This window comes from Curtobacterium sp. 179-B 9B NHS (genome assembly GCF_045370965.1).
Taxonomy (GTDB): domain Bacteria; phylum Actinomycetota; class Actinomycetes; order Actinomycetales; family Microbacteriaceae; genus Curtobacterium.
Window position 1 is genome coordinate 140636 of record NZ_JBIQDQ010000007.1, and the last position, 12413, is coordinate 153048.

Genomic DNA, 12413 nt, shown 5'->3' on the forward strand with positions numbered 1-12413 from the left:
TGACGACGGGGCAGATCGACCGCCGCCGCGACCGCCGCCGCGACCGCCGCTGCGCCCGCCGCTGCGTCCGTCGGCGCGCTGGCGGGCCGTGCCCTGGGCGGTCCGCGGTCCGTCCGGACGGTCGTCGTCACGTGCCCGCGTCCGCCGGTACAGTGCTGGGGACCCGGGACGCGGTCCCGGCGCAACGTGAGAGGAACCCATGACGGCGATCGACGGATCGACGCGCCACGGGCGCGCACGGGACGACGTCAGCGGCGCGGTCGACAGCGACCTGCGCGCGGACGTCCGGTACCTCGGCAACCTGCTCGGGCGGGTGCTGCGGGAGACCGGGGGTGACGAGCTGCTGCACGACGTCGAGAGCCTGCGTGCCGCCGTCATCGACGCCTACGAGGGCTCCGACGCCGAGGGCGCCGCCCGTGCCGAGGCGATCGTGGCCGGCATGTCCGCCGAGCGGGCCGAGGCCGTCGCCCAGGCGTTCACGACGTACTTCCACCTGACGAACCTGGCCGAGGAGCACCACCGCGTGCGCGTCCTCCGTGCCCGGGGCGACGACGGCGGCCTGCCCGGCGACTCGTTCCCCGCGACGTACGCCTCGCTCGTCGAGCAGGTCGGCGCCGACGAGGCCGCCGCGCGCCTGGCCGACCTGCGGTTCCACCCGGTGCTCACCGCCCACCCGACCGAGGCCCGCCGTCGCGCGGTCACCACGGCCGTCCGGCGCATCACCGACCTCATCGACGAGCGCGACCGCTCCCGCAACGCCACCGCCCGCGCCGAGAACGAGCGGCGGCTGCTCGAGGAGATCACCACGCTCCTGCGCACCTCACCGCTGCGCACGACCCGGCCGACCCCGCTCGACGAGGTCCGCACTGCGATGAGCGTGTTCGACCAGACCCTGTTCGAGATCGTGCCGCAGGTCTACCGCCTGCTCGACGACCGGCTGCTCGGCGACGACGCCGGTCGGGTCCCGGTGACCGCACCGGCCTTCGTGCGCTTCGGCACCTGGATCGGCGGCGACCGCGACGGCAACCCGCACGTCACCGCCGGCGTCACCAAGCAGGCCGCCGACATCGCCGCCGAGCACATCCTGCTCGGCCTCTCCCGCGCAGCCACCCGCATCGGCTCGGCACTGACGCTCGACGCCGCCGAGACCCCCGCGGACGCCGGACTGCAGGCCCTCGTCGCAGCGCAGGAGCAGCTCGACCCGGGCATCGCCGAGCGGATCGGCGTCCGTGCCCCGAACGAGACGCACCGTCGCGCACTGCTCTTCGTCGCCGCCCGCATCCGCGCGACGCGCCGCGGCCAGGAGGGCCTGGCGTACGGCGACCCCGAGGAACTGCTCGCCGACCTCCGGGTGATCCAGGCGTCGCTCGTCGCCGCCGGTGCCGTCCGGACCGCGAACGGCGACCTGCAGAACCTCGTCTGGCAGGTCGAGACCTTCGGGTTCCACCTCGCCGAGCTCGAGGTCCGTCAGCACTCGCAGGTGCACCGGAACGCCCTGGCGGAGATCCGGGCCGGCGGCGAGCTGAGCGAGACCACGGAGGAGGTCCTCGCGGTGTTCCGCACCGTCGCGGACCTGCAGCAGCGCTACGGCGTCCGTGCCGCGCACCGCTACATCGTCTCCTTCACGCAGTCGGCCGCCGACCTGGCGAACGTGCACGAGCTCGCCCGTGCCGCCTGCGGTGACGCGGCCCCGGTGCTCGACGTCATCCCGTTGTTCGAGACGTTCGCCGACCTGCACGCGAGCGTCGACATCCTCGACGAGGCCGTGCGCACCGAGCCCTTCCAGCGGCGGCTCGCGGCGACCGGGCGTCGGCTCGAGGTCATGCTCGGCTACTCCGACTCGTCGAAGGACGTCGGCCCGGTCTCGGCGAACCTGGCGCTGTACGACGCACAGGCACGGATCGCCGACTGGGCGCGCGAGCAGGACGTCCAGCTGACGCTGTTCCACGGCCGCGGCGGATCGCTCGGCCGCGGTGGTGGCCCGGCGAACGAGGCGGTCCTCGCACAGCCGCCGGGGTCGATCGACGGGCGGCTCAAGCTCACCGAGCAGGGCGAGGTCATCTTCGCCCAGTACGGCGACCAGGACATCGCGGCACGGCACCTCGAGCAGATGGCCTCGGCGACGCTGTTCGCGTCGTCGCCGTCGAACGAGGAGCGCACGGCCGTCGCGGCGACCCGCTTCGCCGACCTCGCGCAGCAGCTCGACGACGTCTCGCGCCGCGCGTTCTACGACCTGGTCAAGGCGGACGGCTTCGCGCCGTGGTTCGCCCGCGTCACCCCGATGGAGGAGATCGGACTCCTGCCGCTCGGCTCCCGCCCGGCCCGACGCGGCCTGAGCGTGGAGTCGCTCGAGGACCTCCGAGCGATCCCGTGGGTGTTCTCGTGGACGCAGGCACGCATCAACCTCGCCGGGTGGTACGGCCTCGGCTCCGCGCTCGAGGCCGTCGGCGACGTCGATGCCCTGCGCGCCGCGTACGCGGAGTGGCCGCTGTTCGGCGCGATGATCAAGAACGTCGAGATGTCGCTCGCGAAGACCGACGAGCAGATCGCCCGCCGCTACCTCGAGCTCGCCGACCGCGACGACCTGGCCGCCAAGGTGCTCGACGAGATGCTCCGCACCCGCGACTGGGTGCTGCGGGTCTCCGGCGGGAGCGACGTGCTCGAGGACCGTCCGGTGCTCGCGCGTGCCGTGCGGCTGCGCAGCCCGTACGTCGACGCGCTGTCGCACCTGCAGCTGCGCGCCCTGCGGGCGATCCGGACCTCCGGCAGCACCGACCCGACGGACGGCGACCACCGCCTGCTCCTGCTCACCGTCAACGGGGTCGCGGCCGGTCTGCAGAACACGGGCTGATCCGCCCACGACCGCGTCACGGACGGGAGGCGCGGTGCCGGCGGGCACCGCGCCTCCCGTCCGTCACGGGTCAGCGTGGTGCCCGACGGCCGTCGCGGATCGGTCCGCGCAGGCGTAGCGTGGCGTCGGTGACGACGGAGCGCGCGGGGACCGGACCGACGACCGCGACGACCCGGCTGCCGCCGATCGTCCCACTGGCACTGATCGTCGGCGTCTCGCCCTTCGCCACCGACATGTACATCCCGGCGCTCCCGACGATCGCCCGCGACCTCGACACCACGCCCGGGGTCGTGCAGCTGTCGCTCACGGCCTTCCTCGTCGCGTTCGCGGTCGGCCAGCTCCTCGCCGGGCCCGTGAGCGACGGCACCGGACGGCGACCGCTGCTCCTCGTCGGGACCGTCGGCTTCGCGCTGGCGTCCGTCGGCTGTGCGCTCGCACCGGACGCGGGCACCCTGGTGGCCGCCCGCGTGCTGCAGGGACTCGCCGGTGCGGCCGGAGCCGTCGCCGGTCGTGCGATGGTCTCCGACACGGCCTCGGGGCCACGGGCGGCGACGGTGTTCGGCACCCTGGCCGCGATCAACGCCGTCGGGCCGGTCGTCGCACCGCTGGCCGGCGGCGCCGTGCTCACCGTCGGGTCCTGGCGCCTGATGTTCGTCGTCCTCGCCGTGCTCGGGGTGGCGTTCGCCGTCACGGTCGTCCTGCGCTTCGGTGAGACCCTCCCGCCGGCCGCCCGGGGCGGGACCGGCTTCCGGGCGAACGGGCGTCGCATCCGGGACCTGCTCGCGATCGGGCGCTTCCGGGCCTACGTCCTGACCGGGGTGCTCTCGACTATCGGCTTCTTCGCCTACATCGCGACGAGCTCGTTCGTGTTCCAGCAGCAGTACGGCTTCTCGGAGCAGCGTTACACGCTCGTGTTCGCGACGAACGCCTCGGTGATGGTCGTCACGACGCTCGTGTTCCGCCGCGTCGTCGGCCGGTTCTCCGAGGACTCCCTGCTGACCGCGGGGCTCGCCACGGGGACCCTCGGCAGCGCGGTCGTCCTGGTCGCCGCCCTCGCCGGAGCGGGACCCGTGCCGGTCTGGTGCGGGCTCGCGGTGGTCACCGGGGCCTGGGGGTTCGTGCTGCCCGCGGCCATGACCCGGACGCAGCACGTCGGCGCTGCCCACCCGGGGACCGCGGCCGCACTGCAGGGCGGTCTCACCTTCGGACTCGGCGGGCTCGGGACGCCGCTCGCGGGTGCGCTCGGCGGGACCGCGACCGCGATGGGCGCCGTGATGGCGACGCTCATGGCGGCCGCCGTCGTCGTCCAGGTCCTCGCGACGCGGCGAGGCCGTACCGCCTGACGGCTCACACCCGGTAGGTTGCAGGGTGCACCCGCACCGAACCGAGGAGGCCCCTGCATGGACATCGTCGTACACGAGGCGACAGACGACACCGCCGTGCTGGAGTGCAGCGGACGACTCAACATGGTGAGCGCGGGAGCCTTCCGCGAGACCGTGGCGAAGGTCGTCGAGGGCGGACGCTCGCGTCTCGTCGTCGAGCTCTCCGGCGTCGAATTCATGGACTCGTCCGGACTGGGCGCCCTGGTCGGCTGCCTGAAGACCGCGCGCCAGGCCGGGGGAGACCTGCGGCTCGCCGCCCCCTCCGAGCAGGTGCAGATGGTGCTCAAGCTCTCCAACATCGACAAGATCCTGCGGACGTACCCGGACGGGGACGCCGCGGTGACGAACTGGGCATGACCGTGGCCACCGGCGAGCACGTCCTCGACCTCGCCTGCCCGCCCGACGACGTCACGGCGGTGCACACGTTCCTGTCCTCGGTGTGGGCACACGAGCCCGAGCTGTCCCTCGAGGACCGCATGGCGCTCGAACTCGCCCTCGTCGAGCTCGCCTCGAACGTCATCGAGCACGGAGCCGGCGGTCGTCCGGTGTCCTGCTCGCTCCGGATGGACGTCGGCCCGGACGAGGTCACGGTGTCGCTGTCCGACGACGGTGTGCCGGTCCTGGTCGACCCGTCGGCGGCGCACCTGCCGGACGCGCTGGCCGAGGGCGGCCGCGGGCTCGCGCTCGTGCAGATGGTCGTCGACGACCTGCGCTACGAGCGGGTCGACGACCGGAACCGATGGGTCGTCCGGCGCGGCCGCCGCTGACCGGCCGCCGCTGACCGGTCGCCGCTGACCGGTCTCCGCGTCCGGCCCGCGCATCATCCGTTTCCCGCACGGGAGGAGCCGGTCCGCGCACCCCGGGACGGTGCGCATGCGGGACCGGCGATGTCGTGTCACGCTCGGTCCGGTGACGACCGAGACGCGCGCTGACACCCGGATGCGCTACGAAGCCGTGGGGACCGACCTCGGCGCGGCGCTCCAGCTCTTCTCGGACGCGTACGACGGCGCGCACTTCGCTGCGCGCCACACCGCGCGGTCGTTCGGGTACCGCTTCAAGGCGGTCGGTGACGCGTCGATGTCGTTCCGGTCGACCCACTTCGACGCGCACGCGACGGGTGAGGCGTCCTCCGGCGACGACTACGCCGTCATGTGGGCGACCGACGGCGGAGGCACGGTCGACGTCGGTCGGGACGAGGCGTCCTTCGCTCCCGGGCACGCGCTCGTGTTCCCGGCAGGTCGGCCCTTCGTCTTCGAGGTCGAGGACGTCCGGCAGAACCTCGTGCACTTCGACCGGAGGTTCCTCGAGGGCATCGCGGCGGAGGAGCACGGCGGGCAGGCGGGCGCGATCGTCTTCGACCACACCGCGAGACCGCACGCCGAGGACCTGCGGGTGTGGAACGCACAGGTCCGACGGGCCGCGCAGGTCGTCCTCGGCCCCGCGGCTCCCTCACCGCTCGTCATGGCCGAGACCGCACGCGAGACCGCACTCGCGATGCTGCGGACCTTCCCGCACGAGCAGATCGCGCCCGAGGTCCCGATGCCGCAGGGTGCGACGAGCCGGGTCCGCGAAGCGGTCGAGTACATGCACGCCTACGCGCACACCCCGATCACGACCACCGACGTGGCCGAACACGTCGGACTCAGCGTCCGCGGGCTGCAGCAGGCGTTCCAGCGGCAGGTCGGGACCGCCCCGAACGCCATGCTCCGTGGCATCCGGATGGACCGCGTGCGCGAGGAGCTCCACCGGGGCACCCCGGGGGAGCTCACGGTCGCCGCGGTCGCGGTCCGGTGGGGCTTCGCGCACCTCGGTCGGTTCTCGGCTGCCTACTCGGCGCGGTTCGGCGAGTACCCGCGCGACACCCTGCACAGCTGACGGCCGTCGCCGCCAGGGCTGCCCGCTCCGCTGCCCGGATGCCCGCTACGCTGCCCGGATGGAGGAGCAGCTGCGCCCGGCGGACCGGCACCCCTGGGTCGTCGTCCCGGGCATCTGGGGGTCTGACCCCGAGCACTGGCAGTCCCGCTGGCAGGACGAGCGCGCCGACGGTGCGGTACGCATCGCACCGAGGTCCTGGTCGGACCCGGAGCCCGGCGACTGGAGCCGGGCGATCACCGAGGCCGTCGACGCCTGCTCCCGGCCGCCGGTGCTCGTCGCGCACAGCCTGGGCGTCCTGGCGGTGGCCGACTGGTTGGCAGAGCACGTCGTCGACGGCGCTCACGAGCGGGTCGTCGGCGCGTTCCTGGTGGCACCCCCGGACCCCGGGGCGCCGGTGTTCCCCGCCGAGGCTGCCGGCTTCCGCGCTCCGCGCCGACCCGTCGCGGTACCGACCGTGCTCGTGGTCAGCGACGACGACCCGTACTGCTCCGTCGACCGAGCCGTCGCGTTCGCCGGCACGCTCGGGTCCCGGGTGGTCCGGGTGGGGGACCGGCAGCACGTGAACGTCGCGAGCGGTGTCGGTGCCTGGGACGAGGGTCGGCGCCTGCTCGACGACTTCGCGGAGTCGCTCCCGAGGCCCTGACACGCCGCTCATCTCCGACCCGGTACGTCACGTCCGAGAGTGCGGGATGCGCGACACACCGCGGATCTCCCCGCATCCGGCGCACGTGATATCTATCCTGCGTCACATGGAGACCCAGCCCGGTGCGCGCACCCCCCTCGTCGACCCGTTCGGTCGCGAGCTCGAGGAGTGGCTCCGAGACGTCCCGGCCACCCGTACGCCGTACCTGGCGGACCTCGTGGTGCCGCCGGTCACGGGTCCGGTGCAGCGCCCGGTGACCACGGACGCCGTCGCCGAGCCCGCCGTGCCCGTCGGCCCTGGTGCGGCTGCTGCCGAGCCCGAGCCCGAGCCCGGGTCGGCGTCGGACGAACCCGCACCCGCGCTCGTACCCGCCGCTGCCGCGCCCGCCGCCGAGCACTCGGAGCCCACCGCCTTCCGTCGTCGAGACCGTGCACGGCACGTCGCGGCCTGCGCCCCGTCGTTCCCCGAGCCGCCCGCCCGGATCGCCCTGCGCATCGAGGACCTGGCGGTCGAGGTCTCCGCCACGAGCGGCCGCACCACGATCGACCGCATCGTGCTGCTCGAGGACGAGGTCCGCCGCCGCGACGAGGACCTCGCGCGCCTCGCCGCCTGGGAGGCCACCGTCGCCCACCTCGACGACGCCGAGGTCGACGCCGCGCGTGCGTTCGCCCGCGCCGTCTTCGCGGACCTGCTCGCCGACGCAGCGGACGAGGTCGCGCGCCGTGATCGTGCCGCCGCCCGACGCGCCGCCACAGCACCGGTGCCGACGCCGGTGCGTGCAGCAGCCGCCCCGCGCGCCGCCGCACCCCGGACCGACGTCGCGACCCCGACGCGACCCGTCCAGCGGGCCACGACCGCACCGACCACGACCGGGGTCCTCGCGACCACGGGCTCGGGTGCCGTCGACGCTGCGGCGACCACCCCGGGCCGCGAGCTGCCGGTCCGGCCGGTGCTGGGCCTCCCGGTCGGCTCGCCCCTGTCGGCCGCGACCCGGCCCGCTCCGCTCGTCCAGCCGGCCACCGGGCCCACCGTCATCGACCGGGCTGCCTTCGCGGCCGCGCTGACCGCGCACACCGGTGCGACGGCGAGCACGCCGGTCGTGCTGCCCGAGGCGGTGGCCCTGCCCGCGAGCGAGACCACGGCGAGCCACGACGACGAGCACGCGCCGACGACGGACAGCACCGGACCCGGCTGGTGGGCGCGCCTCGTGGCACGTCTGCGGTCCCTGTTCGGCCGCCGCTGAGCGATCCGGACCCCGCCTGCGGCTCGGTAGACTGACGGGATGCCGACGCTCCGCGAACTCCAGGCCGTGATCGAGGACCTGTGGCCCTCCGCCGGCGCCGAGTCCTGGGATGCCGTGGGGCTCGTCTCCGGGCACCCGGACCAGCCGGTCGAGCACGTCCACCTCGCCGTCGACGCCGTGCCGGCCACGGCGGACGAGGCGGTCGCCGTGGGTGCCGACCTGCTCCTCACCCACCACCCGCTCCTGCTCCGCGGCGTCACCACGATCGACGAGACGACCGCCAAGGGACGGGTCCTCGCGACACTCGTGCGGGGCGGGACCGCCCTGCTGGCCGCGCACACGAACGCCGACGTCGTGACGACCGGTACCTCGGCCGTGCTCGCGGACCGGCTGGGCCTCTCCGAGCAGCGGCCGCTCGAGCCGGGCGCCGATCCCGGCACCGGCACCGGCATCGGTCGTGTCGGGGTCCTGCCGCACGGGACCACCCTGGGCGCGCTCGCCCGGCAGCTCGTCGACCTCCTGCCGCCGACGGCGACCGGGGTCCGGGTCTCGGGCGACTTCGACCGGCCCGTCCGCACGGTCGCGCTGTGCGCCGGGGCCGGCGACGCCTACCTCGGCAACGCCGCGGTCCGCACCGCCGACGTCTACGTCACGAGCGACCTCCGGCACCACCCCGCCTCGGAGTTCCGCGAGCAGGCCCTGCTCGTCGACGGCCCGGCGCTGGTGGACACCTCGCACTGGGCGACCGAGTGGCTCTGGCTCGACGTCGCCGCCGAGCAGCTCCGACGACTCGCCGGCGTCCGCGTGACCGTCAGCGACCTGCGCACCGACCCCTGGGACTTCGCCGTCCTGCCCGCGGCCGAGCCGACACCCGGACCGATCGCTGCGGACGGCTCCGGCTCGACCGGCACCGCCGCTCCCACCCCCGCCCCCGAAGGAGACCGACCGTGAAGGCAGCACCCGAGGACCAGGTCGTCCTCCTCGACCTCCAGCGCCTCGACAACGACGTGACCCGTCTGTCGCACCGCATCACCGCCCTGCAGAAGGGCGACCGTCTCACGGAGCTCGGCACGACCGCCGCCTCGTTGCGCGCCGAACTCGCCGCCGCGACCGGCCAGGTCGAGGACGCCGAACGGGAACGCACACGCCTCGAGTCGGACACCGCGACGGCGCAGGCCCGCATCGAGCGCGACACGACGATGCTGCAGAACGTCTCCAGCGCGAAGGACGCCGCCGGGCTCGAGAGCGAGATGGAGTCCCTCCGTCGCCGCATCGGCGACCTGGAGACCGCCGAGCTCGAGGTGATGGAGCAGCTCGACGTGCACCGCGCTCGCGTCGGGGACATCGAGGCGAAGCTCGCCGGGGTCGAGGCGGACCGTGCCACGCTGGTCGCGGAACGTGACTCCGAGATCGCCCGTGCCGAGGCCGACCGCGAGTCGGCGGTCCAGAGCCGTGCGGCCGTCGCCACGAAGGTGCCCGCGGACCTGCTGGCGCTGTACGACCGGCAGCGTGCCCGCTACGGCTTCGGTGCGTCGCTGCTGCAGGGCGGGGTCTCGACCGCCTCGGGCGTGACCCTCACGAACTCGGACCTGCAGGACATCCGTCGGGCCGCGCCCGACGACGTCGTGCTCTGCCCCGACAGCGACGCGATCCTGGTGCGCACGGCCGAGTCCGGCCTGTAGACGCGGGACCACCGGACGGGAGGCTCGTGGCGACACCGCCACGAGCCTCCCGTCCGTCGTCGGTGGGGACGCGCGGGCGCGCTCGTGGTGTCGTGTGTGCGAACGGGCCGGCCGTACGCCGGGTTCTGTCCCGCTCTCGCGGTGACGGCCATCTCTCTCGGACCGACGTTGCCGCCGGCCTCCAGCGGTCCACCCGAGGACTCAGCGAGCAGCCTCGTCGTCCTCTGTCTGACCTTGCTCCGGGCGAGGTTTACCGAGCGGATCCGGTCACCCGGACCCCTGGTGGTCTCTTACACCACCGTTTCACCCTTACCGACGTCGCCGCCGGCGGTCTGCTTTCTGTGGCACTGTCTCGCGGATTGCTCCGGGTGGGTGTTACCCACCGCCCTGCTCTGTGGAGCCCGGACGTTCCTCGGCACTCCCGGGGGAGTGACGCGACCGTCTCACCGACCCGTTCGCACCCCCGAGTCTACCGCTGCCGACCCCCGTCCCGCGCCCGCCTGCTGCCGACGGTTCCGGCGTCCGGCCTCCTCGTGCCCCGCCGTCGTTCGCCGAGCGGGCCAGATCTGTCACGCTCGACGCTGACACCCGACCGATCGCACCCGGTCGTCGGAGCACGCGCGGCATGTCCTGCCCGCTCGCCGGACAGCCGGAGCCGGCCGCCGGCGGACGGGCAGGAGCAGCGCTGCCGGCAGCGCCGCCTACTTGCTGCGCGCCGCCAGGGTCGCTGCCCCGATGATGCCGGCGTTGTTCCGGAGGGTCGCGGGGATGATGTCCGCCTGCAGGTCGAGCAGCGGCAGGAACTCCTCGTGGTGCTTCGACACGCCGCCGCCGACGACGAAGAGCTCGGGGGAGAGCAGGGCCTCGAGCGTCGAGTAGTACTTCTGCAGGCGCTTCGCCCAGTGCTTCCAGGACAGCTCGTCCCGCTCCTTGGCCGCGAACGAGGCCTTCGTCTCGGCGTCGTGCCCGTCGATCTCCAGGTGGCCGAGCTCGGAGTTGACGATGAGCACGCCGTCGTTGATCAGCGCCGTGCCGATCCCGGTGCCCAGGGTCGTGACGACCACGAGCCCGTCCTTGCCCTTCGCGGCGCCGAACTGCTGCTCGGCGAACCCGGCGGCGTCGGCGTCGTTGACGAAGTGGATGGAGCGACCGAGCTCCTTCTCGAAGAGCGCCTCGGCCTCGAAGCCGATCCACTTCTTCGACACGTTCGCAGCCGACATGGTCTTGCCGTCACGGACGATCGCGGGGAAGCAGACCCCGACGGGCACGTCCGCCGCCGGAGCGAGCTCGTCGAGGATCGACTTCGCGACCGCGACGATGTCGTGCGGCTTGCCGCCCTCGGGGGTGGCCTTCTTGATCCGGTCGGTCGTGAGCTCGCCGGAGGCGACGTCGACGATCGCGCCCTTGATGCCCGTACCGCCGATGTCGACGCCGACTGCGAGGGAGGTCATGAGAAGCGGTGCCTTTCGAGAGTGTCCGTCAGGAGACGGTGAGGAGTTCCGCGCCGCGCTCGGTGACGACGAGGGTGTGTTCGAACTGTGCGGTCCAGGACTTGTCGCGGGTGCTGACGGTCCAGTCGTCCGACCAGATGTCGGCCTCGATGCCGCCGAGCGTGAGCATGGGCTCGATGGTGAACACCATGCCCGGCTCCATGACGTCGTCGAAGCGCGGCGCGTCGTAGTGGGGGATGATCAGCCCGGAGTGGAAGGCCCGACCGACGCCGTGACCGGTGTAGTCGCGGACGACGCCGTAGCCGAAGCGCTTCGCGTAGGCCTCGATCGCTCGTCCGATGACGTTGACCTGCCGTCCGGGGGCCACGGCCTTGATCCCGCGCTCGAGCGCGGTGCGGGTGCGGTCGACCAGGTCCTGCACCTCCTGCGACGCCTGCCCGACGACGAACGTGCGGTTCGTGTCGCCGTGCATGCCGTCCTTGTAGGCGGTGATGTCGATGTTGACCAGGTCACCCTCCTGCAGCACGGTGTCGTCCGGGATGCCGTGGCAGATGACCTCGTTCAGGCTCGAGCAGAGCGACTTGGGGTACCCGCGGTAGCCGAGCGTGGAGGGGTAGGCCCCGTGGGACACGACGAACTCGTGGCCGATGCGGTCGAGCTCGTCGGTGGTGACCCCGGGGCGGATGGCGTCCCCGACGGCGTCGATGGCCTGCGAGGCGATGCGTCCCGCGGCCCGGATCAGCTCGACCTCGTCCGGCGTGTACGTGTCACCGAGTCCGTGCTCGTGGGGCTCGACGCGCCCGACGTACTCGGGACGCTCGATGTCCTTCGGCACGGGGCGCTGGGGGGAGATCCGGCCGGCGGTCAGGTGTCCGTGTTCGTCCCGGGGCATGCCGACCACTCTAACCGGGTGCGGCAGGCCGCCGTCCCGCCGCACGCCGGCGCCGAGACGACGGCGGCCGCGCGAGACGCCCCGCACGTGCGCGAGGCGCGGCACGTGCGGGAGACGCCGGCGTCGGTGCGAGACGCCTCGCCGATGCCGAGACGCCGCGCCGACCGACACGTGCGCGAGACACCGGCGTCGGTGCGAGACGCCCCGTCCGTGCCGAGACGCCGCGAGATCCGGCGGCGTCTCGCGGTGCCGAGGGCGTCCGGCGGTGACGCCGGCGTCTCGCGGTGTCGAGGGCGTCCGGCGGTGACGCCGGCGTCTCGCGGCGCCGCGCGGGGCACCGGCGACGCCCCGGCTCGAACCCGCCCTCAGGACCGCCCGCCCAGCGCCCCGCGCC

At 73.7% G+C, this 12413-nt stretch carries 11 protein-coding genes and 1 other RNA gene; 9 read left to right on the top strand and 3 right to left on the bottom strand.

Annotated features, from left to right (window positions below; translation table 11 throughout):
* Positions 1-199: 199 nt before the first annotated feature.
* The 9 genes from ACH0A8_RS08665 to ACH0A8_RS08705 all read left to right on the top strand — a co-directional run bounded on the left by ACH0A8_RS08665 (position 200) and on the right by ACH0A8_RS08705 (position 9676).
* Positions 200-2851, top strand: a complete 2652-nt coding sequence (locus ACH0A8_RS08665) for a phosphoenolpyruvate carboxylase (protein ID WP_251154981.1) — start codon at positions 200-202, stop codon at positions 2849-2851.
* A gap of 128 nt (positions 2852-2979) precedes the next feature.
* Complete coding sequence (locus ACH0A8_RS08670) at positions 2980-4194, top strand: multidrug effflux MFS transporter (RefSeq protein WP_251154982.1); 1215 nt, start codon at positions 2980-2982, stop codon at positions 4192-4194.
* 57 nt (positions 4195-4251) lie between these two features.
* Complete coding sequence (locus ACH0A8_RS08675) at positions 4252-4590, top strand: STAS domain-containing protein (protein WP_066654011.1); 339 nt, start codon at positions 4252-4254, stop codon at positions 4588-4590.
* Entirely contained in the window at positions 4587-5000 is a 414-nt protein-coding gene (locus ACH0A8_RS08680; RefSeq protein ID WP_066654013.1) for an ATP-binding protein, read from the top strand. Before ACH0A8_RS08675 ends, ACH0A8_RS08680 begins: the two co-directional genes overlap by 4 nt.
* Before the next feature lie 142 nt (positions 5001-5142).
* Entirely contained in the window at positions 5143-6108 is a 966-nt protein-coding gene (locus ACH0A8_RS08685) for an AraC family transcriptional regulator (RefSeq protein WP_209682893.1), read from the top strand.
* 58 nt (positions 6109-6166) lie between these two features.
* A complete protein-coding gene (locus ACH0A8_RS08690) occupies positions 6167-6751 on the top strand; it encodes an alpha/beta hydrolase (RefSeq protein ID WP_251154983.1) in 585 nt (194 codons plus the stop codon).
* 106 nt (positions 6752-6857) lie between these two features.
* Positions 6858-7994 carry a hypothetical protein gene (locus ACH0A8_RS08695; RefSeq protein ID WP_271826534.1) on the top strand — a complete coding sequence of 379 codons (1137 nt, stop codon included), beginning with the start codon at positions 6858-6860 and terminating at the stop codon, positions 7992-7994.
* A gap of 39 nt (positions 7995-8033) precedes the next feature.
* Entirely contained in the window at positions 8034-8945 is a 912-nt protein-coding gene (locus ACH0A8_RS08700) for a Nif3-like dinuclear metal center hexameric protein (RefSeq protein ID WP_271826535.1), read from the top strand.
* Complete coding sequence (locus ACH0A8_RS08705; RefSeq protein WP_066654022.1) at positions 8942-9676, top strand: zinc ribbon domain-containing protein; 735 nt, start codon at positions 8942-8944, stop codon at positions 9674-9676. Before ACH0A8_RS08700 ends, ACH0A8_RS08705 begins: the two co-directional genes overlap by 4 nt.
* 98 nt (positions 9677-9774) lie before the next feature.
* On the opposite strand, the gene rnpB is transcribed toward ACH0A8_RS08705, so the two are convergent.
* From rnpB to map, 3 genes are all read right to left on the bottom strand, one after another.
* An RNA gene (rnpB, locus tag ACH0A8_RS08710) (RNase P RNA component class A) lies at positions 9775-10131 on the bottom strand.
* Between the two features lie 246 nt (positions 10132-10377).
* Entirely contained in the window at positions 10378-11127 is a 750-nt protein-coding gene (gene ppgK / locus ACH0A8_RS08715; RefSeq protein WP_406906994.1) for a polyphosphate--glucose phosphotransferase, read from the bottom strand.
* Between the two features lie 28 nt (positions 11128-11155).
* Positions 11156-12019: a type I methionyl aminopeptidase gene (map, locus tag ACH0A8_RS08720; protein WP_066658125.1), complete on the bottom strand. Its 864-nt coding sequence runs from the start codon at positions 12017-12019 to the stop codon at positions 11156-11158.
* Positions 12020-12413: the final 394 nt, after the last annotated feature.